The 23,873-nt window shown below is 45.8% G+C and carries 22 protein-coding genes and 1 other annotated feature; of the genes, 17 read left to right on the forward strand and 5 right to left on the reverse strand.

Features of this window, described 5'->3' with window-relative positions:
- Positions 1-3 precede the first annotated feature (3 nt).
- A complete protein-coding gene (locus tag MU515_RS01730; RefSeq protein WP_260258644.1) occupies positions 4-5,418 on the reverse strand; it encodes a response regulator in 5,415 nt (1,804 codons plus the stop codon).
- Positions 5,419-5,974: 556 nt separating this feature from the next.
- On the opposite strand from MU515_RS01730, the gene MU515_RS01735 reads away from it, so the two are divergent.
- From MU515_RS01735 to MU515_RS01770, 8 genes are all read left to right on the forward strand, one after another.
- A complete protein-coding gene (locus MU515_RS01735; RefSeq protein WP_260258645.1) occupies positions 5,975-6,382 on the forward strand; it encodes a lysozyme inhibitor LprI family protein in 408 nt (135 codons plus the stop codon).
- A 41-nt stretch (positions 6,383-6,423) separates the two neighbouring features.
- Positions 6,424-6,984, forward strand: a complete 561-nt coding sequence (locus MU515_RS01740) for a hypothetical protein (protein ID WP_260258646.1) — start codon at positions 6,424-6,426, stop codon at positions 6,982-6,984.
- Positions 6,981-7,781, forward strand: coding sequence for a PA3715 family protein (locus MU515_RS01745; protein WP_260258647.1), 801 nt, complete (start codon positions 6,981-6,983; stop codon positions 7,779-7,781). Before MU515_RS01740 ends, MU515_RS01745 begins: the two co-directional genes overlap by 4 nt.
- A gap of 1 nt (position 7,782) precedes the next feature.
- Entirely contained in the window at positions 7,783-8,319 is a 537-nt protein-coding gene (locus MU515_RS01750; protein ID WP_260258648.1) for a hypothetical protein, read from the forward strand.
- A gap of 3 nt (positions 8,320-8,322) precedes the next feature.
- Positions 8,323-8,766, forward strand: a complete 444-nt coding sequence (locus MU515_RS01755; RefSeq protein WP_260258649.1) for a hypothetical protein — start codon at positions 8,323-8,325, stop codon at positions 8,764-8,766.
- 5 nt (positions 8,767-8,771) lie between these two features.
- Positions 8,772-9,383, forward strand: a complete 612-nt coding sequence (locus MU515_RS01760) for a tetratricopeptide repeat protein (RefSeq protein WP_260258650.1) — start codon at positions 8,772-8,774, stop codon at positions 9,381-9,383.
- A 105-nt stretch (positions 9,384-9,488) separates the two neighbouring features.
- Positions 9,489-9,821, forward strand: coding sequence for a hypothetical protein (locus MU515_RS01765; RefSeq protein WP_260258651.1), 333 nt, complete (start codon positions 9,489-9,491; stop codon positions 9,819-9,821).
- An 87-nt stretch (positions 9,822-9,908) separates the two neighbouring features.
- Positions 9,909-10,526, forward strand: coding sequence for an HAD family hydrolase (locus MU515_RS01770; protein ID WP_260258652.1), 618 nt, complete (start codon positions 9,909-9,911; stop codon positions 10,524-10,526).
- Positions 10,527-10,615: 89 nt separating this feature from the next.
- Here MU515_RS01770 and rluB read toward each other — a convergent pair whose 3' ends face one another.
- The 3 genes from rluB to rnm form a co-directional block, all read right to left on the reverse strand.
- On the reverse strand, positions 10,616-11,557 hold the full coding sequence (rluB, locus tag MU515_RS01775; RefSeq protein WP_260258653.1) for a 23S rRNA pseudouridine(2605) synthase RluB: 942 nt from the start codon (positions 11,555-11,557) through the stop codon (positions 10,616-10,618).
- A gap of 118 nt (positions 11,558-11,675) precedes the next feature.
- A complete protein-coding gene (locus tag MU515_RS01780; protein ID WP_260258654.1) occupies positions 11,676-12,296 on the reverse strand; it encodes an L-threonylcarbamoyladenylate synthase in 621 nt (206 codons plus the stop codon).
- Positions 12,297-12,381: 85 nt separating this feature from the next.
- Complete coding sequence (gene rnm / locus MU515_RS01785) at positions 12,382-13,254, reverse strand: RNase RNM (protein ID WP_260258655.1); 873 nt, start codon at positions 13,252-13,254, stop codon at positions 12,382-12,384.
- A 157-nt stretch (positions 13,255-13,411) separates the two neighbouring features.
- Between rnm and trpL2 the strand changes: the two genes are divergently transcribed.
- The 8 genes from trpL2 (at position 13,412) to MU515_RS01825 (ending at position 21,982) form a co-directional block, all read left to right on the forward strand.
- A complete protein-coding gene (trpL2, locus tag MU515_RS01790; RefSeq protein WP_260258657.1) occupies positions 13,412-13,537 on the forward strand; it encodes a tryptophan operon leader peptide in 126 nt (41 codons plus the stop codon).
- Positions 13,484-13,594: a sequence feature (Trp leader region), on the forward strand. (Overlaps the previous gene by 54 nt.)
- Positions 13,595-13,742: 148 nt before the next feature.
- Positions 13,743-15,350: an anthranilate synthase component 1 gene (locus MU515_RS01795; RefSeq protein ID WP_260258658.1), complete on the forward strand. Its 1,608-nt coding sequence runs from the start codon at positions 13,743-13,745 to the stop codon at positions 15,348-15,350.
- The gene (locus MU515_RS01800) at positions 15,325-15,939 is read left to right on the forward strand and encodes an aminodeoxychorismate/anthranilate synthase component II (RefSeq protein ID WP_260258659.1); all 615 of its coding nucleotides are present in this window, start codon (positions 15,325-15,327) and stop codon (positions 15,937-15,939) included. Before MU515_RS01795 ends, MU515_RS01800 begins: the two co-directional genes overlap by 26 nt.
- Positions 15,940-15,950: 11 nt before the next feature.
- On the forward strand, positions 15,951-16,949 hold the full coding sequence (gene trpD / locus MU515_RS01805) for an anthranilate phosphoribosyltransferase (RefSeq protein ID WP_260258660.1): 999 nt from the start codon (positions 15,951-15,953) through the stop codon (positions 16,947-16,949).
- A gap of 7 nt (positions 16,950-16,956) precedes the next feature.
- Positions 16,957-18,390 carry a bifunctional indole-3-glycerol-phosphate synthase TrpC/phosphoribosylanthranilate isomerase TrpF gene (trpCF, locus tag MU515_RS01810; protein ID WP_260258661.1) on the forward strand — a complete coding sequence of 478 codons (1,434 nt, stop codon included), beginning with the start codon at positions 16,957-16,959 and terminating at the stop codon, positions 18,388-18,390.
- A gap of 11 nt (positions 18,391-18,401) precedes the next feature.
- On the forward strand, positions 18,402-19,592 hold the full coding sequence (gene trpB, locus MU515_RS01815) for a tryptophan synthase subunit beta (RefSeq protein WP_260258662.1): 1,191 nt from the start codon (positions 18,402-18,404) through the stop codon (positions 19,590-19,592).
- Positions 19,592-20,398, forward strand: coding sequence for a tryptophan synthase subunit alpha (gene trpA, locus MU515_RS01820; protein WP_260258663.1), 807 nt, complete (start codon positions 19,592-19,594; stop codon positions 20,396-20,398). Before trpB ends, trpA begins: the two co-directional genes overlap by 1 nt.
- A 324-nt stretch (positions 20,399-20,722) precedes the next feature.
- Positions 20,723-21,982 (forward strand): dicarboxylate/amino acid:cation symporter, encoded by a 1,260-nt coding sequence (locus MU515_RS01825; protein ID WP_260258664.1) that lies wholly within the window; start codon positions 20,723-20,725, stop codon positions 21,980-21,982.
- 98 nt (positions 21,983-22,080) lie between these two features.
- Here MU515_RS01825 and MU515_RS01830 read toward each other — a convergent pair whose 3' ends face one another.
- The gene (locus MU515_RS01830; RefSeq protein WP_260258665.1) at positions 22,081-22,833 is read right to left on the reverse strand and encodes a hypothetical protein; all 753 of its coding nucleotides are present in this window, start codon (positions 22,831-22,833) and stop codon (positions 22,081-22,083) included.
- Positions 22,834-23,155: 322 nt separating this feature from the next.
- On the opposite strand from MU515_RS01830, the gene MU515_RS01835 reads away from it, so the two are divergent.
- Positions 23,156-23,872 carry a CDP-alcohol phosphatidyltransferase family protein gene (locus MU515_RS01835; RefSeq protein WP_260259164.1) on the forward strand — a complete coding sequence of 239 codons (717 nt, stop codon included), beginning with the start codon at positions 23,156-23,158 and terminating at the stop codon, positions 23,870-23,872.
- Position 23,873 lies beyond the last annotated feature (1 nt).

The following is a 23,873-nucleotide window of genomic DNA, read 5'->3' on the forward strand; positions in this document are numbered from 1 at the left end:
TACTTAATTGATAAACGTGGTCGCCGCAGCTTTAATCTTAGCTAACTGCTCTGCTGCCTGTTCAAATTCATATTGTTCAATTGGCAGCTTAAGTTGCTCTAGTTCACCGCGTGTCCAGCTGTCTATATCCGATTCCAGCAAGTCATCTAAGTACTCGACGATGGATGAATCAAACATCTCAATCATCTGTTCCATTTTTTCAATATGCTCAGCAATACTGGCCTGATTTGAGCCTTCACTTGCCGCATCCAAATCAGCATTATTCTCAGCGATAAGCGCTTCAATCAATGGAGTTGCTTGGTCAAAATCAAACATCGAGAGCGCATCTTGAATGGCATTAATTTGCTCTGCTTGCACTTTGGTTGGCATACAAGTCACCATCTCATCAAAGGTATCGCTTGCCGAGCTATCAAAGTCATCAATCTGACGTTGTAAGGTTTGCGCCAACTCAGCAAAGCGTTTGCTATCGGCTTGTGAAGGCTGCTCGGATGAAGTCGCTTGAGCTAAGGCCGACTCTATAGCCCCTAACATAGTGGTTACTCGCTCTTCTAGCTCAGCGATTTGGGATTCAAGTTCAGGAGTTACTTCACAGCGCTGCTGTTCTTGCTGTTCTTGCTGTTCCACCAAGGCATGCTCGATGCGCTCAGACGGCTCAATAAGATCATTAGCACCGATGTTGCCCGCGATGCCTTTCAGCGTGTGAGCGATAATGACCGCTTTACCGATATCTTCCCCTTGCAGGGCGATATTCAGTCGCTCAATCACATTCGACTCTGACTCAACCACACGGGCGAGAGTCTTTTTATACGCCTTCACGTTTCCGGCCATACGCGCCAATGCCGCTTGAGTATCAAACCCTTCGATCTCAATCGACTCTTGTTCAACGGATTCAGCGGCTTCCACTGATTGGCCGGTTGGTTCAATCCATTCGGCTAGGGTTTTGAATACTTGGTTTGGATTGATTGGTTTCGAAAGGTGATCGTTCATGCCTGCTTCCAGACATTTCTCTTTGTCACCCGACATGGCGTTGGCAGTCATCGCGATAATAGGCAGCTCTGCAAACTGAGGTTTTTGACGAATCGCACGCGTTGCTTGATAACCATCCATCACTGGCATTTGAATATCCATCAATACCAAGTCGTATTCATGTTGATCTACTTTATCGACGGCTTGTTGGCCGTTATCTGCCGTATCCACATCTAAGCCAGCAAGTGTCAGTAGTTCGATGGCAATTTGCTGGTTAATCTCGTTATCTTCGACAAGCAGTACTTTCGCGCCAGCAATGCCCTGTGTCACCGACACGTCAAGGTTATCTGAAGCGCGACTCTTGTTACTGATTGCGCGCTTGCAGACCACTTTCAACACGGTATCAAGCAAAGTTGAAGCGCTGATTGGCTTGGTCATCGAGCCATCGACTTTGGTCTCTTTTGCCAGCTTAAGCATGTCATCACGGTCATACGCCGTCACCATCACAAAGTGTGGCTTCTCTGTGATCTCTTGATGAGCGACAATCGCTTTACCTAGCTCAATGCCGTCCATGTTTGGCATCTTCCAATCGGCTAATACCAAGCTAAATGGATTCTGTTCTTTCTCCGCCAATACCAGTTTTTCTAACGCTTCTGCCCCTGAAGAAGCGACATCAGGTTTGAACCGTAAGCTTTCACAGATGCTGAACAGGATTTCACGCGCCGCAACGCTGTCATCAACGATCAGTACCGATAAGTTCTCTACTTTTTTCGCTGACTCAATTCGGCTTTGCACTTCATGCTCTGAAATATCAAACTCAGCGGTAAAGAAGAAGGTACTGCCTTCCCCTGCCACGCTTTCGACCCAAATGTCTCCGTTCATCATTTCAGTTAAGGTTTTACAGATGGTTAAACCTAAACCTGTGCCACCATATTTACGGGTTGTCGAAGCATCAGCCTGACTAAACGATTGGAATAGGCGCGAGATCTGCTCCTGTGTCATACCAATACCGGTATCCTTAACCGAGAATCGCGTCTTAATGGTATTGCCGTTGTTACTGAGCATTTCAGCGCGCACAATGATCTCACCTGAGTCGGTAAACTTGATCGCGTTGTTGGTTAAGTTAAGCAAGATTTGCCCTAAACGCAGCGGGTCGCCAATTAGGTTATTTGGCATGTTCGGGTCAATATCGGTCAGTAATTCGATGCTTTTTTCTTGGCCCTTCTGAGCGACGACTTGCACCAGCTGCTCTACCGCATCATCTAACTCAAACTCCGTCGCCTCTAAATCCAGCTTACCTGCCTCAATTTTAGAGAAATCGAGAATGTCATTAATAATGCCCAACAGCGATTCTGCCGACGTTTGAATTTTGTTGACGTAATCGCGCTGCTTACGATCTAAGTCGGTTTGCATCGCCAAGTAACTCATACCGATGATCGCATTCATTGGTGTGCGAATTTCATGGCTCATGTTAGCAAGGAAGTCGCTCTTCGCCTTGGTTGCCTCTTCCGCTTTTTTCTTAGCTAGCATCAATTCGCGCTCAGCTTCTTTACGCTCTGTCGCATCACGAACGATACCGGTAAACGACAGTTCGCCATCGATAAACGCATCACTGATCGCCACCTCAATATCAATCTCACTGCCATCTGGCTTATAACCCGTGAATTCAAACAGTAAGTTGCTGACATCGCCCTGCTCTGCCGCTTCTAAATAGACTTGTTGGAACGGCCTATCCATCAGAGTGCTGATATTGGTTTTCTCGCTGATCACTTGCTCGGCCTGATAGCCAAAGATTTGCTCCGCTGCGGGGCTAAACTCCAAAATTGTCCCGTCAGAGTTAACCACTATGATGCCGTCAGAAGCGTTATCGATAATGGTTCGTGTGCGCTGCGCATTGACTTGTAGCTCAGCGGTGCGTTGATCAACGAGCACTTCCAAATCTGCCTGAGCGCGCGCCAGTGCACGGGTTGCACGAGTACCGATACGCAAGGTGAAAATACTGGTGCTGAGCATTAAGGTGAGCGCTACTGCCAGAATAGACCAAACAGTAATTTTGAATGTTTTCAGCAGCGCGTAGGCTTCATCCACATCCATTTCAGCTGCGATGCCGACATTGAGCACTTCATCCCACACCCAACTGCCGACAACCGGAATGCCCCGATAGTCGTTATATCCCTTAAGGTTAACTCCTGCCTCACGGTCTGAGATGCTTTGCGCCATTTCGGTTAGAGGCCAAGAAGCATCTGCGTCCATTGGCGTTTCAGTCAAATTAACGCCTGGGTTAGCAACGCGTAAATGTAGCGATGAACTCACGCCCTCATCCAATAAACCAATTTCACGCAACTGATCTTCAAATCGCACATTCGATAGCAGCAAACCTGTGCGATCAATCGCGTAAGTTTCACCGCTTCGGCCAATAAAGCCCGCCGACAGTACAGTAGAAAATACGCCTTCAAAGTTGACCCGCTTGGTTAACACCGCAATCACTTGGTTCGCTGAGTTATAAATAGGCACAGCAAAGAACATGGTTGGAGGATTAGATTTGCCATCGTGGTTTTCTAACGCGACATCAGAGCGAATTGGCGGAATGAACACGCCACGTCCGCTCAACACCTCTTCCATTAAATCTGGGCGGTTAAGTTGAATCAGGTTAATGCCACCAATGTTGGCATCCCGACGAGAAGATAAGCTGATTTTTTCTGGCGAAATAATGAAATAGCCAAATGACCCAGCAATGCCGGTACGCTCATTAATGAAGGCGCGGATATCATCTTGAATCGGCGCAGAGATCAATGCACTTGGTGTAGGCGTGATCTCTAACAGCTCTTCGACCATCTCCACCAACTGGGGATTACGGCCTAACTGACCGAGGCTATCTAGCTCTAGCTCTACCCAACCTGTCATACGTTTGTGCGTAGAAGTCAATAAGGTGCTCAAGCTATAGTTGATAGCACTAATACTCTGCCTCTCAGCGTAACGCGTGACCATTAGGGCTGTGGTAAGCAAAGCAATACATAAGATGACCTGAACAGAAATCACAGAGTGCTTAAAGCTTTTGCTTGAGAACTTGTTGGCCAGTTCTTTATCACTGGCTTGGAAAACCTTAAGGGTAATAAAACCTAAAATTAAGAACAGAACGATAACCGCTGCAACCACATAACGCAGCGATTCAAGTAAGCTTTGGTTGTCTTGATTAAGTTCAATCGCCTGTGCTGGCTGATACCAGTCGTTCTTGGTGAGAATCAGATCGCGCAGCTCCAGCGAATCTAAGCCTTTTTGTAGAATGGGTTGCAGTTCTGGATGCTGATTCGAAGACCATAAATGCAATGTGGAAGGTGATACAACATCTTCATTTATTGAGCGTAAACGCGACTCTTGATTAGTCGCCAACCAGTTCAAAATCACCGTTTCAGCATCTAATACCGCATCGGCCTTGCCATCAAGCACGGCTTTAATCGCTTGGTCGATCCCCGGCGTTTCAATCACCTTAATATCTGGGTAGAGCGTTCGAACCTTTTCGATGGTGGTGTAACCCTCTGAAATGGCGATAGTCGCTTGGGACAGATCAGAGGCCAAACGATACGGCGCATCCTGCTTAACAAAAAACAGCTCTCTCACAAGAAAGTACGGCGTAGAAAAATCGCCAAATTCTTTGCGTGCTTCACTTTGATAGGCGTGCGGCAATACATCTAGCTCACCACGTTCAAACATAGCAAGCAAATCGCTCCACTCACCGTCAACAAGCTCAACATTCAGGCCGGTTTTGTGCATGATTTGGTTAACAATCTCGCCCGCTACCCCCCCCACTTGGTGATCATCAAGGCGATAAAGCATTGGTGGCCAATTTTCGACACCGACCTTAATGGTATTTTCACTGATCCACTGCTTTTCTGCTTGAGTTAACTTTAGCTCGCTTTCTTCGCGCTGTTTCTTCGCGCGCTGCTCAATTCGGTTAGCCAAATTAAGCAACAAACCCATGTATTGATTTTTGTAGTGGTGATAGTCATCGCTGTTGATGAGATCCATGGCGGCTTTACGATCACCCGCTTTTGCGTAATCTAAAGCTCGCATTTCCCACTCGACTAACAAAAAGTTCGCCGCTTCGAGATCACTAACGATTTCCCTATCGCTGTCTGTTTGACTACCCAGTAACGCGTTGATCAGAGCTGTAAGCTTTGGCTCATAATCGTAATAACGGTCTAACCATTTTTCATCGCCAGAAAAGGCATAACTGAGCACAGATGAGGTCAAGACTTCATCCAAGTACTTAAGTTCAATAGCGATATTTTTGACTTGCGACTCCGTTAGCTCCCCCTGTAATGAAGGTGGTAACCCATTGAAATCGGCCTGTGTGCGAGGAGAAAAGCCTAAACAAACGAAAATAGAAAGAAGAGAAATAAAAAAAAGTGAGATTCTTTCTCGTTGCCAAAGCTGCTTTATACAACATTGCATACGCAAACATCCTGTCTACAAAACTAATATCAATACCGTACAATATCTCTTTGTTAGCAGCAATTTAATCCGCTCAAAAATTCAGCATACGATCAATAATTCGTTAATATTTTGAGGCAAGTAACGAGCTGTTTTTTATAAAGTTACCATAAAATGCAACATTCCAACCTTGTACGTAAAAACAACCAGCGAAACCATTGATTGGAGAGCAATACTCTACCGCTTTCGATGCCGTACACGCCTAACCGTGTGAATATTCTGCTTTTTAAGTCTAAATCGATTAACAAATCGCCAAAAATTAATTTTTCTTAGTTAAAAGAATGACTTGTACCAAAGTTATTAAGCATTAACCCTGCTAAGATATGCATCATTATGATCAATTGTTGTTTCGGTTTATTCCGCACGCATAAATGCTCTAACCACCCAACAAACGAGCAAATACAGTGCGAATACGGTATTTGCCATCAAATTTACAGAACAACCGTACTAATAAGCAGTTAAAGCACCCCCGACAGTAATCAGTTCGGACATTTATCGGAATCTAAACCACCTTACTATGAAATATTTACTTCTTTTCGCCAGCGCATTTATGGCGTTTTCTTGCTTGGCAGAGCAAGAGGTCGATTGCAGCAACCCCGTTACTAGCCTTGATTTTAACTACTGTATGGGACTAGAGGCTGAACAAGCCAATCAGCAGCTTGAACATTACTGGCAAAAAAGCCTAGAACGAAACAGCTTTGACCCAACCCTTGTAGAAGAAATGAAAGTGGCCCATGAAAAATGGGATGCTTACCGCCAATCTCACTGCGATTCTATTTATACCATGTGGCGTGAAGGAACGATCCGAAACGCAAAATGGCTGAACTGCCGTATCCAATTGACCAAGCAGCGCACCCATATTTTGTGGGAGAATTTTTTGACCTACGCAGACAGCACACCGCCAGTGCTACCAGAGCCAAAATAAATATGAACCAAAACGTTACTTTTCAGCCGAACCAAACACCAATGAATAAAACGTTAGCTTGGGCTGCCATCCTTGCTTTGCCCCTTGGTATGTACGGCTTTTTCATCGAATTTGTTCCCACTGAGATGGTGAGCAAAGTCGCTAAAACCTTAGCCGTCATTTTGACCATTGTGATTTTGGCCTTGTTCCGTAAAGGTGTCGCGAGCAAGATGATGTCTAAACGCAAGATATTCCAAGCGATCGAATTTGTATTTCGAGTATTTTTAATTGGCTATACCTTGCACATTTGCTTTGCCTACAGTGTGCCAGGATTACACGCTCGCCTACTTGGGAAGCAATACGCCAATGTGCAAATCGTCATGCCGCGTGAAAACCATGCTTCGCGTGAGTGTGAATTCGTCATAGAAAACGACTATCTAGAACCAACGTTACATGGTTATGTCTGCATTTCAGAAACAAGCTATTTGACCAAAGACCAAGTGTACATATTATCTGGCTACCAAAGCTCACTTGGCTTTTATGTCAAACATGCTGTACCTAACTCTGCGTTTAAAAAAATCTTACAAGACATAAAACAAGAACGCGGGACTGCCGAATCATGAAATACTTAACTGGCCTAATGTGCTGTTTATTGTTTGTCGCAACCGCTTCTCAAGCTAGCGAAGATTTTTGCGCCAATAAAAGCAGCAAAATCATCAAACAGCTCTACCCAAACTATTCGCCTGATGAGAATCGCAACCCTAAGCTGAACGATGAGTTAAACCGCTCGTTAGCTTCAATAGAATGCAAGGTATGGCCTGCCAACCCTAAGCTGGCAATTCTTGCCTTAAAAGCCGACCACCCGTCTACTTTTGAGGAATCGCGTGAAGCAGAAACATCCGATCTCATCGTGTTGATGGTCTCGACGGAAACAAATACCATTTTAAGCGTTCACACAGAAGACGATGCGCTGTTCTCTGACGCTATCTATGTAACAGGAATCGAAATCGACACCGCCTACTACAAGTTAGCCAATGATACTGTTGCTTTTGGTATTAAAGAGTACCGTAGTGGCAGCTCCAGTGTTTATCCTTTCCATAACACGAGCATGTCGCTGTACACCTACAAACGCGGACGGATCAATAAAGTATTAGACAATATGCAAGTACAGAAATTTGCTGGCGAGTGGGATACCCATTGCGAAGGTAAATCGGGCGAAGATAAGCGAATTATCATCATCCAAAAGCAGAGCAATCAAGGCTATGCGAATTTATTGGTTAAAACCACAACCACTAAGTGGCAAACGCTACTGACTGGTGATGAATGCAGTGACGTCGTCACCAATACAGACAAACAGCAAATCACCTTAAAATATGACGGCCATGCGTACCCTGTGCCTAAAGCAATGCAGGGGCTCTAGAATGTTCAGTAAGATCTATTTCTATGTTCAACAGCGCCAAGTGCTGTTCGAGGGTAAGCAAGACATTACGCCTAAGCTCGGACGTCAGTTGTTCGCCAAACTCAATACCGGCTATTACACCGAACAAGAAGAAACACTAATCCTAAAACTACTGGTGAAAAAATCATTTATCAGCAAGCGTCATGGCGAATACGAGTTTATCAAGAAAGATAAACCCTACGTTCCGAACCGCATCTCACGCAATATGAGATTTGGCATGTTTATCTTTGCTTTAGCACTGGGCGGTATGGGTTTTTACGCGTGGCAAACTGGGTATTTTCACTTACCGGGCAAACGCGGTGGTACTGATATCGTGGGTAGTGCGATCACGCCATTCGTGACAGCGATGGGCTGTTTTTCTTTACTGGTATTTACGGCGATCGTCGACCACTACGACACTAGAGACAACGAATACGTTTATAACTTTATATACAAAGCCTTGTTTTTCTTAGGCTGGGGGATGTTACTGCTCGCTATAATCCTTGGGAATAGGGTCTAAGCCATGAAACGAATCCAGATACTCACTATAGCCACGCTACTCTTCGGTATCACCCAAGCTAACGCGAAGCAACTCAGTATTGATACCCGCTGTTTCATGGCACCAGATGAGAAGTTAAAAGTTGAGTTCAAAACCTATCAAGATCCAGACATCGGCTGGGTGGGTGGTCAACTTCGCTATCACACCTCTCAGCAATATATCCCGTTAGTATTTAAGGGCAGCGAAGTGGTCACTGAAATTCCCGATAGACCATGGGAGTTTAAACATACTTGGCTTGAAATTGTTGATGGCCAAATCAACGGCAGCTACCAATACCATAGCCAAGGCGCTGTGGTATTTAATTTCTCTTACCGGCCTAGTGGTAGTAAACAAGTTTTCAACTTATCTAAAAACTCTCACTCAGTGAACCAAAATGGCAACTGTACGTGGGAAGCAATGTCAGAGTAACCATAATGATTGAACAAAGATTAGAACAACTAAACGCAACCTTAGCGGTTGACCCTACCAGTATCCCTGCTCTTTATGAACGCGCGCTGTGGCTTGCTGGTGACTACATCGCTAACGATGAATGTCTTTTCGATGACCATGCGCAAAACTACCGCCAATCACTTGAAGACTTAGATAAAATCATCGAACTTGAGCCTCAAAATGCGCGCGCAAAATACCATAAAGCTTGTATCTACTTCTCTCTTGATATCGACGATGAAGAAGCGGAGTCACTTCTCTATACTGCACTTGAGCTAGAACCGAACTACGTTGATGCTATGTACAAATATGCAGAAGTCCTTACCTACAATGGTGAGAACGCCGACCATGGCGTAGCTTTAATGGATAGAGTGATAGCAATTGACCCTAGCTCTAGCGCCTACATGATGAAAGGCATTTACCTAATGGGTGATGCGGAGTACAACTTCATCATTTGTGATATCCCGCAAGCATTAGACACATTGCGACTCGCTATTACCAACTTCGAACACGCCATCAATCTAGATGCAGAAGCGCATAAAGAATATGGCCTAGAAAAAATCGAAGAGTGTTTAGCTCAGATAAAAGAAAACTCTTAACGGACTGCATTGAGTACCAACATGTATCGCCATTCAACTTACTGAATGGCGATATCCGAGTTCATTCGCGACATTGATATTGGACTCACCCACAAGGAAGAAGTAATGAAGAAGATCATCTTTCTCATCGCATTACTGGTGTTATCCAACCTATTTTGGTTAGGGACTTGGTTTATCAAGGCCATCGATATAGGTGTGACTCAAACCTATCAGCAAGCAAGTTACGAAACGACCAGTCAATCGTTAAGGCAAGCCATTGTGTTGGCGAAACACGACCTAATTGGCAAAGATGCCAAGAGCGTTATAAAACGAATCCCACGAGATGTTGATGACTTTGAACCATTCATCAAAGAAGGTTGTCTCTACTATTCTCAAATCTGCGTAAAGCTTGATGAAAACCAAGTGATTACCGACGTCACACTGTTTGATTCTGAATGACATTTATCGGACATTTTGACCAATAATCTCGCTATGCTGAACAATATCAATCGCCCTCTTTATCCATAAGATTTAAGGAACGTCGCTATGGCCGCAACAACAATCAAAAACGTGATCTTCGATATTGGCAACGTGGTAGTACGTTGGTCACCGCTAGAAATCATCCGCCTAACCTTTGGTGACAATATCGACGCGCAAAGTAAAGCTCGTGAAGTATTCCAGCATTCTATCTGGATGGATTTGAACAAAGGCCGATTAACGGAACAACAAGCCAAGCAGGCGTATCAAGAGCAACTTCATTTCAGCGAGCTTGAGGCTGAAAAGCTGTTCTACAACGTAAGACAAACCCTTACGCCGCTATATGGTTCTCAACAGTTGATTGAGCGCTTAAAGCACGCAGGGTATGGCGTCTATTCTCTAACAGATAACGTGACCGAACTGGTCGATTACCTAAAGCAGCAATACGATTTCTGGCCTTTGTTTGATGGTGCTACTATCTCGGCGGATGTGGATATGCTGAAACCCCAAGCAGAAATCTACCTGCACTTACTGCAAAGCAACCGGCTAGTGGCTGAAGAGTGTATTTTCTTAGATGATATGCCACACAACGTCGAAGGGGCAAAAGCAGTTGGCATTGATGCAATTCAATTTGCGCATGCGCATCAAGCGGAGCAAGAACTAAAAGCGAGAGGCTTAGAGTTTTGATTTGGTTCGTTTAGTTTTGTAATGATTGACGAAATTGCAGACAAGAAAAAAGCAGCCATCTGGCTGCTTTTTAAATATTGAATCATCAATTAACGATGCTTGCTACGTGCACCTGGCTTACCTGCCGACGATTTAGCGGGCTTACGACGAGCTGGGTTGTTGCTGCGACCTTTGGGTGCATTTACACGCTCTTCGTGACGCTTAACTGCGCGACGAATCTTCTGGCTACGAGAACGTTCACGTTTGCGAGATGTGTTCTCTTTGCTTTCGTCAAGCATAGTTTGGCGCTCTGGACGAAGCTCTACCAATTCACGTAGGTAGTTTACTTCTTTCAGAGTCAGCTCCATCCATCCACCACGAGGCAGTTTCTTATCTAGGTAGATGTCACCGTAACGTACACGTTTCAGACGGCTTACTGTTGTCTCTTGCGATTCCCATAGACGACGAACCTCACGGTTACGGCCTTCGTTGATCGCTACGTAGAAAGTGTGGTTCATACCCTCACCGCCTGCGTAAACAACATCTTCAAAACGAGCAGTGCCATCTTCAAGCTCTACGCCACGAACTAAGTTCTTCACTTTTTGTTCAGTCACGTCACCAAATACGCGAACTAGGTATTCACGCTCAACTTGGCGGCTTGGGTGCATTAGACGGTTTGCTAGTTCACCATCAGTAGTGAACAGAAGTAGACCTGATGTGTTTGCGTCCAAACGACCTACCGAGATCCAACGAGAACCGCGGATTTTTGGTAGACGGTCAAACACAGTACGACGACCTTCAGGATCGTGGCGAGTACACAGTTCACCCTCTGGCTTGTAATAAGCAAGCACACGACAAATCACTTCTTCCTGCGCTTTAACAGAAACAGTGTGACCATCGATACGAACGATAGCATTATCGTCTTCTAGTCGTTCACCCAGCTTTGCAACGATACCGTTAACACTTACACGGCCCGCTTTAATCAACGCTTCTAATTCGCGTCGAGAGCCATGACCAGCTCGGGCTAATACTTTCTGAAGTTTTTCGTTCATCAATTTACCTATGTGTCGTCTTCGCAGACGTCGAATGAAATACGCGACTCAAATTCGCGGCCGCACAATATAGCAAAATACTGTGATGAAAGCATCAAATTTAGCAAACAATAGCTGACTATTCGAATGGCGCTGGATCGCCAGAACCAATACGAGCAATCACAGGCTCATCATCACTAAAATCAACCACTGTAGTTGGCTGTTCACCTAAGTAACCACCGTTCAAAATCACGTCTACTGCGTGTTCTAACTTGTCACGAATATCTTCTGGATCAGATTCCGTGATGTCGTTACCCGGTAGAATAAGCGACGTTGACATTAATGGCTCGCCCAGTGCTTCAAGTAAATCCAGCGCAATACGGTTATCAGGAACGCGAATACCAATCGTCTTACGTTTTGAGTTCATCAAGCGACGCGGCACTTCTTTAGTCCCTTTAAAGATAAAGGTGTATGGCCCTGGCGTATTGTTTTTCAGAAGACGAAATGCCGTGTTATCCACACGTGCATACAACGAGATTTCAGATAAATCACGGCAAAGCAAAGTAAAGTTATGTTTCTCGTTTAGACGGCGGATCTGACAAATTCGTTCTAATGCTTGTTTGTTTTCTAGCTGGCAACCTAATGCGTAGCCAGAGTCAGTTGGGTAGACCACTACCCCGCCATTGCGAATGATTGCTACAGCTTGATTAATCAAGCGAGCCTGTGGGTTCTCAGGATGAACGTAAAAAAACTGGCTCATGGTAATTCCTCATTATCGAGCCTCGCGGCTCTATAGTTATAATACCCAGTCACACTTTAAAGACTTTGCCACTGGGTTTTCGATATTACTCTTGCTGATCAATATCAGCCTCAGTTGCTAAAGGCTCAATACCCCAATCTTTCCAGACTGGTTCCACACCTTTAGGCAACCAGAGATTGCGCCCCAACTCCATCCAAGGGGATGGATAATGGAAGTCGCTGCCTTGAGAGGCTAATAGTTTGTATTGTATAGCATAATCTGCAAGGTTGCGTCTTTCTTGTTGCGCTTGTTGAGGTTGCGCAACTTCCATCGCATCACCACCGGCTTCAACAAAGGCCGCGATCAATCGCTTAATCCACTTTGCCGTTAAATCATAGCGCCCAGGGTGTGCTAATACTGCTTGGCCACCAGCGGCATGAATCGCAGCCACAGCTTCCGCCATCGAGCACCATTGCGGCGGCACATAACCCGGATTATTACGGGTTAAAAACTTCTTAAATACCTGCTGCATGGTTTTGGCGTAACCATTATCTACTAACCATTTAGCAAAGTGCGCGCGCGTAATTGGCGCATCACCAGCGATTTGCTGAACTTCTTCCAATACCCCTTCTCGGGTCGCTTTTTGTAGACGATGAGCAATTAAAGCCGCTCGCTCACTGCGATAGCTCTTTTGCTGCTCTATAAGAGCTTGCAGCTCCGCGTTATCAGGGTCGAGATTCAAACCAACAATATGAATATCTTTGTTTTGCCACACGGTAGAAATTTCAATGCCATTGATGATGGTCAGATCGTAATTATTATCTGCCACATACTGTTTGGCTTCCGCAAGGCCTTCAACAGTATCGTGATCAGTGATCGCCAGTACATCAAGTTCAAAACTCAATGCACGCTCAATCAATTCTGGCGGGGAAAGTCGGCCATCTGAAGCTGTGGTATGACTGTGTAAATCAATTCTCATTTGTAAATTCTAATTTGGGTGACAAAGGTCTAATAGTTAGAGTCTATTCGAACAATCACGATATTGAGATATTTTGGGGCTTGACAGCACAACAAAATACTAGTTAACTAGTACGCAAATACAACGTATTAAATTCACCTAATTCGGTAGACGCGCTATGTTACAAGAATTTAACCAACAGCAAAATGTGAAACTTGATCTGAACTGCTCTAAACAGCAGAACTCAGACCTAGTTTGGTGGCGCACTTGGACAAGTTCTTGGTGGGCTAACGTGTACTTTTAACAACACTTAGGTGTTAGAAAGATTGCCAAAGCCCGCTCAGATAGCGGGCTTTTTTGATTCCATTATTTTGCTTCCGACAAACATACTTAAACTGACTGGCGAAAGATTCAGCAAAACGAACAAATTCTAGATTGGGGTAACGTTTGCTTTGTGCGAGTATGTAGATAAGGAAGAATGATTAAAACGATAACGAAAAGGAGGTCTTGTGAACAAGGCCATTGAAATTCGAAAGCTAGGAAGTGTAGACGTTATTCAAACTGAGGTTCCCTACTCTCAGGATCCAACGCATTTATTCCACACCTTGTGTGAAAACAAAACCGACAGCTTATTACTTGAATCGGCTGAAATCGATTCAAAACAAAATCTGCAAAGCCTTTTAATTGTCGACTCAGCAGTGCGTATCGTTTGTTTTGGTCATACCGTGACAATGACAGCGCTAACCGACAACGGTCAGCACTTATTGGAGCATATTCAAGCTAACGTGGCGGAATCGGTTTCCAGCCAATACAAACAAGGCGAATTGACCCTTGAATTCAGCACGCCCTGCGACACGTTAGATGAAGACTCGCGCCTACGTGAAGCCTCTTCATTTGATGCGCTGCGCCTTATTCAACACAGTTTCGATTTAACTAGTCAATCTAAACACGCCCTATTTTTAGGTGGCTTATTTGCTTACGATTTAGTGGCAAACTTTGAACCATTGGGTGACGCACAAGCAACGAACCAGTGCCCTGACTACGTGTTTTACGTTGCAGAGACATTGCTTGTGGTTGATCACCAAGCGCAATCTTGCTCATTGCAAGCGACGCGCTTTACGGAAAACTCGGACGTTGAGCCATTAAAGCAGCGCCTACAAGAGATTGACCTTGCATGTCAGCAACCAAAAGCCTTACCAGAGCCACAAAAGCTGAGCGACGTGACCGCGGTGCCAAGCATTGCTGACCAAGATTTCTGTCAGATCGTGCGTGACCTAAAACAATACGTGGTGAAAGGCGACGTATTCCAAGTTGTACCATCACGTCGATTTACGCTGCCATGCCCTTCTCCTCTGGCGGCATATAAAGCACTAAAACAGAGCAACCCAAGCCCTTACATGTTCTACATGCAGGATGAGCTATTTACTTTGTTTGGCGCTTCTCCTGAAAGTGCGCTGAAATACGAAACACACACCAACCAAGTCGAGATTTACCCAATCGCTGGTACGCGTCGCCGTGGAAAACACCAAGATGGCCGCATTGATTTCGATTTAGATAGCCGCATTGAGCTTGAACTGCGCAGCGATGTAAAAGAAAACGCCGAGCACATGATGCTGGTGGATTTAGCGCGTAACGATGTTGCGCGTATCTCGCAAGCGGGCACTCGCCACGTTGCAGACCTTTTAAAAGTTGACCGCTACAGCCACGTGATGCACCTAGTATCACGTGTGGTTGGTCAACTTCGTGAAGATCTAGATGCGCTGCACGCTTACCAAGCGTGCATGAACATGGGCACATTAACTGGCGCGCCTAAAATCCGCGCGATGCAGCTTATTCGCGATGTAGAGCAAGCACGTCGTGGCAGTTATGGCGGCGCTGTAGGCTACCTTACCGGCGAAGGCACGTTAGATACCTGTATCGTGATTCGCTCAGCTTATGTTGAAAACGGCATTGCTCAAGTTCAAGCGGGTGCTGGGGTTGTTTTCGACTCTGACCCTCAAGCGGAAGCGGATGAAACGCGCGGTAAAGCGCAAGCGGTGATCTCAGCCATTCAATCAGCGCATCAAGCATCGACGCACAAGGAGTTAACCCATGGCGAACATTATTTTTATCGATAACTTCGACTCGTTTACTTACAACCTTGTGGATCAATTTCGCTCGCTAGGCCATCAGGTAACGATTTATAGAAACCACATTGCCGCACAAGTGATTGAGCAAGCAGTCAGCAAACTGGATAACCCAGTGATACTGCTCTCTCCCGGCCCGGGCGCACCATCAGAAGCGGGCAATATGCCAGAGCTGATTCAGCGTCTAAAAGGCAAAGTGCCAATGATTGGGATTTGTCTTGGTCACCAAGCCATCGTTGAAGCCTATGGCGGTAAAGTTGAAGGCGCTGGTGAGATTGTGCATGGCAAAGTGTCCATGATGGCTCACCAAAATCATGCCACATACCAAGGTTTACCTTCACCGCTGGCGATTGCGCGTTACCACTCTTTAGTGGCAACAGAAGTGCCGAAAAGCCTAACCGTCACAGCGGAAGTCGATGGTCTGGTAATGTCGGTAGTACAAGAGCAAGATAAAGTCTGCGGTTTTCAGTTCCACCCAGAGTCAATCATGACCACCTACGGTGCAACACTGCTGGCGAACGCCATTGATTGGGCGTTGGATGTGCACTCAAACGCTGCAACGGACAATAAAAAGGATTAAGGAACAACGTCATGGAACAGATTATTAATAAACTATACGACCAGCAGTCACTCTCTGAGCAAGAGAGCCAACAGCTTTTCGATGTCATTATTCGTGGCGAGTTAGACCCAATCCTAATGGCATCTGCGCTGACGGCACTTAAAATCAAAGGCGAGACCCCAGAAGAGATCGCCGGCGCAGCCAAAGCGCTACTGGCGAATGCCAACCCTTTCCCACGCCCGGACTACGACTTTGCAGACATTGTGGGTACAGGCGGTGATGGTCACAACACCATCAATATTTCGACCACGGCCGCCTTTGTTGCTGCGGCGTGTGGCTTAAAGGTTGCCAAACACGGCAACCGCAGCGTATCAAGTAAATCAGGTTCTTCAGACTTATTGGACTCCTTTGGTATTGATCTGGCGATGAGCGCAGAAGACACCGCCAAAGCGGTCGACGATCTTGGCGTTGCTTTCCTCTTTGCGCCGCAATATCACGGCGGTGTGCGCCATGCTATGCCAGTGCGCCAAACCATGAAAACTCGCACTATCTTCAACATTCTAGGCCCACTGATTAACCCTGCTCGCCCTAACATCGAGCTAATGGGTGTTTACAGCGAAGAATTAGTGCGCCCGATTGCAGAAACCATGCTAAAAATGGGCATGAAGCGCGCAGCAGTGGTACATGGTAGTGGCCTAGATGAAGTAGCGATTCATGGTGCAACAACAGTCGCCGAAATCAAAAATGGCGAAATTGTTGAATACACATTAACGCCAGAAGATTTTGGCGTGGAAATCTACCCATTAGAGTCAATCAAAGGCGGCGACCCGCAAGAGAACAAAGCGATCATCACCAATATCTTAACGGGTAAAGGTACAGATGCTCAGCTCGGCGCGGTTGCGGTTAACGTAGCGCTGTTAATGCGTCTATTTGGTCATGAAGATCTAAAGGCCAATGCAGCGCAAGCCATCGAAGCGATGAACTCAGGTAAAGCGTATCAGCTTGTTCAACAACTGGCTGCGCGAGGATAACAACACCATGACAGACCAATCTCAGCAAAACCAACTGTCGCAACACGTTTCGATTAAAGAAGCGCAGATGGCCGAAGTATTAGCGAAAATCGTGCACGACAAATATCAATGGGTAGAAGCGCGTAAACTTGAGCAACCTTTAGCAAGCTTTAAAGCCGAGTTAACCCCGTCTGATCGCGACTTCTATCAAGCGGTTGGTGATGAGCACACGGCATTTATCCTTGAATGTAAGAAAGCGTCTCCGTCAAAAGGGCTTATTCGTGATGACTTTGACCTCGATTACATCGCATCGGTTTATAACAATCATGCGGATGCAATCTCGGTATTAACCGACGAGAAATACTTCCAAGGTAGCTTTGATTTCTTACCTCAGGTGCGCGGCCAAGTTCGCCAACCTGTGTTATGCAAAGACTTCATGGTCGATAGCTACCAAGTGTATCTGGCAAGAAACTACTCTGCCGATGCGATTTTACTGATGCTTTCGGTATTAAATGATGAAGAATACCAGCAGCTAGCGGACGTCGCCCATTCGCTCAACATGGGTATTCTGACAGAAGTCAGTAATGAAGAAGAGCTGCACCGCGCATTAAAACTAGGCGCGAAAGTGATTGGTATTAATAACCGCAACTTACGCGATCTTTCTACCGACCTTAACCGCACCAAACAGCTATCTCCAACCATTCGCGAGTTAGCCCCCAATGCGACGGTGATTTCAGAGTCTGGCATTTATACCCATCAGCAAGTGCGTGACCTCGTGCCTTTTTCTGATGGCTTCCTAATTGGTAGTTCTCTGATGTCAGAAGAAAACTTAGAGCTAGCGGTTCGCAAAGTGACTTTAGGCGAAAACAAGGTGTGTGGCCTAACTCACAGCGACGATGCGGCAAAAGCTTATCAAGCAGGCGCAGTTTTTGGCGGTTTAATCTTTGTAGAACAATCTAAACGCTACGTTAGCCCAGAAGAGGCGCGCATCGTAATGAGCGGCGCACCACTCAACTATGTTGGCGTGTTCCAAAACCATCCTGCTGAAATCGTGGCGGAGATCGCTAATCAACTTAAGCTATCAGCGGTTCAGCTACATGGCGCAGAATCCCAAGAGTACGTGGAAGTGTTGCGTACTCAACTGCCTTCGGAAACTGAAATATGGAAAGCCTATGGCGTGAGCGACAGCGCCCCTGCTCGCATCGCTCGTGGTATTGACCGCCATCTGCTTGATGCCCAAGTAGGCAGCCAAAGCGGCGGTACGGGACAAACGTTCGATTGGTCGCTCATCGGCGATACTGAGCAAGCCATGCTTGCAGGCGGCCTATCACCAGACAATGCACAACAGGCCAGACAACTCGGCTGCTTGGGACTAGACCTAAACTCAGGCGTAGAAAGCGCCCCGGGTAAAAAAGATTCAACTAAGTTGCAACAAGCGTTTGCTGCAATTAGACAATATTAAGGAAGAGAGCAATGGCAAAGTTAGATGCCTACTTTGGCGAATATGGCGGTCAGTACGTTCCGCAAATTTTAGTGCCTGCGCTAGAGCAACTAGAGCAAGCGTTTATTGATGCACAACAAGACCCAGAGTTTCGCAGCGAGTTTATGGCGCTGCTACAAGAGTACGCTGGTCGCCCAACAGCGCTAACGCTGACCCGTAACCTAACAAAAGGCACCAAGACTAAGCTTTACCTAAAGCGTGAAGACCTACTCCACGGCGGTGCACACAAAACCAACCAAGTACTTGGTCAAGCGCTGCTTGCTAAGCGTATGGGTAAAGAAGAGATCATCGCAGAAACGGGCGCAGGTCAACACGGCGTGGCAACGGCACTTGCTTGTGCGTTGCTTGGTTTGAAATGCCGCGTTTACATGGGTGCGAAAGATGTTGAACGCCAAAGCCCGAACGTATTTCGTATGAAGCTGATGGGAGCTGAAGTGATTCCTGTCCACTCAGGCTCAGCAACACTAAAAGATGCATGTAATGAAGCGCTGCGTGACTGGTCTGCAAGTTATGAAGAGGCGCACTACCTATTAGGTACCGCCGCTGGCCCTCACCCATTCCCAACCATTGTACGTGATTTCCAACGTATGATTGGCGAGGAAACCAAAAACCAAATTCTAGCTCGTGAAGGTCGACTGCCGGATGCCGTCATCGCATGTGTCGGTGGTGGTTCAAATGCAATCGGTATGTTTGCTGATTTCATCGAAGAAGAAACCGTGCGCCTAATTGGTGTAGAACCCGCAGGCAAAGGCATTGATACTGACCAACACGGCGCGCCACTGAAGCATGGTAAAACAGGCATCTTCTTTGGTATGAAAGCACCATTGATGCAAGATCCAAATGGCCAAGTAGAAGAGTCTTATTCTGTATCTGCGGGGTTGGATTTCCCATCTGTTGGGCCACAACACGCGCACCTCAATGCGATTGGCCGCGCTGAATACGACAACGTTACTGACGATGAAGCACTGGATGCTTTCCAAGAATTAGCCCGTAGTGAAGGTATTATCCCTGCGCTTGAGTCTTCTCATGCCCTAGCCCATGCACTACGTATGGCACGCGAAAATCCGGAAAAAGAACAACTATTGGTGGTGAACCTATCGGGTCGCGGTGATAAAGACATCTTTACCGTTCATGCCATTTTAGAAGAAAAAGGAGTGATGTAATGGACCGCTATCAACAAATGTTCCAGCGTCTGGAAGCGAAAAATCAAGGCGCGTTCGTTCCTTTCGTTACGGTGTGTGACCCAAACCCAGAGCAATCTCTAGCTGTGATGCAAACGCTAGTTGAAGCGGGAGCAGACGCACTAGAGTTAGGCATCCCTTTCTCAGACCCACTCGCCGATGGCCCAACCATTCAAGGCGCGAACATTCGCGCATTGGATGCCGGCGCGACGCCTGATATCTGCTTTGAGCAAATCGGTAAGATTCGAGCTCAATACCCAGAGTTACCTATTGGCCTATTGATGTACGCCAACTTGGTCTTCTCGCGCGGTATAGATGATTTTTATGCGCGCTGCGCAAAAGCAGGTATCGATTCAGTTCTGATTGCCGACGTACCCACCAACGAAAGTGCAGAGTTTGTTGCTGCTGCGGAAAAGCATGGCATTCACCCTATTTTCATCGCTCCGCCAACGGCTAGCGATGAAACATTAAAATCTGTTGCTGAACTTGGTGGTGGCTACACTTACCTATTGTCACGCGCAGGAGTAACGGGCGCAGAAACTAAGGCTAACATGCCGGTTGATCATCTGCTTGCGCGCTTAAACCAATTTGATGCGCCACCAGCGCTGCTGGGTTTTGGTATTTCTCAACCTGAGCAAGTACAGCAAGCGCTAAATGCTGGTGCAGCAGGTGCTATCTCAGGCTCAGCCGTGGTTAAAATTATCGAATCAAACGTTGAGCAGCCAGAACAAATGCTAAGCGAGCTCAAGGCCTTCATTTCATCAATGAAAGCGGCGACTCAAAAGTAATTCTGTAACATTCTTTAAAGATCGATTGCCAGCTGACAATCGATCTTTTCATTAACATTCACCCCACCAATCAACCCACACCCATCCTCACCATTTTATAAACTAAGCGCTCCAAATTTATAACAACACCAAGAGCAAACGTTTGCTTTCGTGCGAAATATCACCAAACACACAAAAAGCTGTTCACGTTTTAATCTTTGCTCCTAGTTGCTTATTGCTAATTGTAAAACAAACGTGTAAAAACCTTCTCGAAACAATTAACCAACACAGCGAAAGCCGTTAGTCGTTAATTCTAGGAATTAAACATTTATTAGCACAGAGGTTATGGAAGTGTTAAAAGAAAAGAGTTTGCTAAGCAACATTGGCGTTCAAGTCGTCATTGCAATGATCGTTGGTACTGCCGTTGGTGCCATGATGGGCCAAAGTGCCACAATGTTCGCTCCACTGGGCGCAATTTTTATTAACTTAATCAAAATGCTGGTTATCCCATTAGTTGCCGTTGCACTTATCTCAGGTGCGGCAGGTCTTGGTAATAGCCAATCTGCAGGTAAAGTGGGCGTAGTTACCCTTGGCTACTTTGCTCTAACCTCTGCGTTAGCGGTAACACTTGCACTTGTTATGGGTACTGTATTTGAGCCGGGCATGGGCATCGACGTTTCTGGCGTTGAAGGCATGTTCTCATCAGAATACGCTTCAAAAGGTGAACTACCTACTTTCTGGGCGACCATCACTGGTATGATCCCAACTAACGTTTTCCAATCACTGAACGAAGCAAACATCCTACAAATCTTGGTATTCTGCCTGTTCTTTGGTATTGCTATTTCTAAGCAAGACAAAGCCCGCCGTGACCCAATCATGAACGGTGTAAACTGCATCGTTGACGCTATGGTTTGGATGATCAATAAAGTAATGATCATTGCTCCTATCGGTGTATTTGGTCTTATGGCTGAAGCAGTTGGTACGTTCGGTTTCGGCGCACTAATGGTGGTGTTCAAGCTATTCGTGGTTTACGTAGCTGCTATCCTAATCTTCGGTTTTGTTGCCTACCCACTGATGATCCAAATCTTCACTAAGACATCAGCGAAGAAGTTCCTAACCGTAATGAAGAAGCCTCAAGCAGTTGCGCTATCAACAGCATCTTCAATGGCGACTCTACCTGTAACAATGGATGCATGTGAAAACGAGCTAGGCGTTCGTAACTCTACCGCTTCATTTGTACTGCCACTAGGCGCGACAATCAACATGTCTGGTAACGCGATTTACTACGGTTTGGTTGCTATCTTCTTCGCACAGCTGTTCCAAGTAGATTTAGGTATTGGCGCGTACATCGCAATCATCGTGACTTCTACGCTAGGCGCAGTTGGTCAAGCAGGTGTTCCTGGCCCTTCATTCCTAGTAGTTGCAGTTCTACTGGCAGCGGGTATTCCAATTGAAGGTCTACCACTACTGTTCGCTCTAGACCGTATCTTCGATATGATTCGTACAGCACTTAACATCACTGGTGATGCAGCATGTGCGGTAATTGTTGACTCTCTGATTGAAGATGAGCAACAAGTAGAAGAGCTAGAAAAGCAAAACGCTTAACCTCATAAAGCTCTAATAAATTCGAAAGCCACTCCGAGGAGTGGCTTTTTACTTGGTCTAGAACCGTATCGAGACAGCGCATCATTCGTAAACATACATTATGCTTGGTCGAAGACACTCTCTAACAAACAAGAAGTGATCTTTTGAGGCGTGAAGTCTGTTGTATCGAGTTGACCACCATCATCTTTGTATTCAATTTCATTCAACAAACCACTGCCCTTAACTGTGATGTTCTTGAGCCCCATTCGATGCAGGTCTTCTAATGTATAATACCAACCGTGAGTTTGTTGCTTAATCTGGCAGCTATTCTCTATTGTCTGCCCATAAGTGGTAATTTGTTGGTCGACTCCCATATGTTTAAAGAATGCAGTCTCTTTGGTTCGTAGACGATTTAAATACGTCATAAACTCAACTTGTTTACTTTTCGGCACGCTTTGTTGCCAAAGTTTATCCGTTTGTTTAGCACCACCGTGCCAACCGATCAATGAATTGGTATTAATCACAACACTTTTCGCAGCAGGAAGTATGTAGTTCGCGCAGGCGGAAAAACAAACCTCACTGACTTCGACGTCAAGATCGTTCTCTTTAACAAAGTAACCAAACTCCATTCCTACCGCCATTTCACCACCAGTGCTGGTGATCTTCAGTTTTTTAATGGCATTGTCACTCTGCCTCACCATCCTTATTGCTTCTAACACGCCTTCGCCAGTGATCATTCCTTCATAAATCAACGTATCGCCAGTCAATAACAATCGCTGGCCTGTTGGATACACTGTTGGTGTACTTTTACAGCCTGCTATTGTGAGTGCCAGAAACAAACTGAATCCCACCTTACCTACCGAACTTTTCATAGCTTGCCGCCCTATTTCACCTAGAATCAAATGCAAATTTATAATATTCGTTAAATTAATTTAAATTCGATAAAACAAACCAATTTGTGATAAACAAAACAAGTACGATGTAATTAAGTTGTTTATTAACAAATAGTTAGGCATTTATTTGGATTTTCCAGCCCCAACGTTTATCAAAGCCTTTCCTCATCCTTAACTCGCTATATCGATTGACGCCAATGGAGGGAGATCAAATAAGTCTATGTTTAAAAGTAACTTTTCTGTCGAGCTTATAAAACCAGAGGTATAATGCTGACAATTATGAAAATGGATGTCTGGCATTATGCAACCACAAGAAGAAAAGAACCGTAGACCACTCGCGGTACGCAATCTCTCCATCGCGAAACGCATCGCTGTTTGGTTGAGCAATAAAAATATTACCCCTAATCAAATATCTCTCATGAGCATGGCCTTTGCTGCATTGGGACTGGCTTTTGCAGTGGGTTATCACTTCTTCCCTTCCGCTGTTTGGCTAATCCTGATACCTGTAGCAATTCAAATGCGCCTGCTGTGTAACTTGTTTGATGGCATGGTTGCTGTAGAAGGCGGGAAAAAGACCCCTGCTGGTGAACTGTTTAATGATGTACCCGACAGAATTGCCGACCCGCTACTGATCCTAGCCGCAGGTTTTATTGGCGTATCTCAGTTTGCTTTACCTTTAGCATGGACTGCCGCATTGCTTGCAGTCCTAACCGCTTATATTCGCGTACTCGGTGTCAGCATGGGCTGCGAAGCAGACTTCAGAGGCCCGATGGCGAAACAGCATCGCATGGCGCTATTAACGGTAATCTGCTTGGTAATGTTTGCTGACCAAGTTTTCGTTATTCTCCCTGAACCATTTATCTACACCATGGATGTGACATTAGGCGTGCTGGTAGTTGGTTGTTTGTACACCTCGTGGCGCCGCTTAAAAGCGATCTATGATGCGAAAGCGAAACAGTTCTCAATGGATACTGATGAGGTCACTGAAACAAACACTGAAGCAGATACAGCGAGCTAAC

The organism is Vibrio intestinalis (assembly GCF_025195085.2).
Taxonomy (GTDB): Bacteria; Pseudomonadota; Gammaproteobacteria; order Enterobacterales; family Vibrionaceae; genus Vibrio; species Vibrio intestinalis.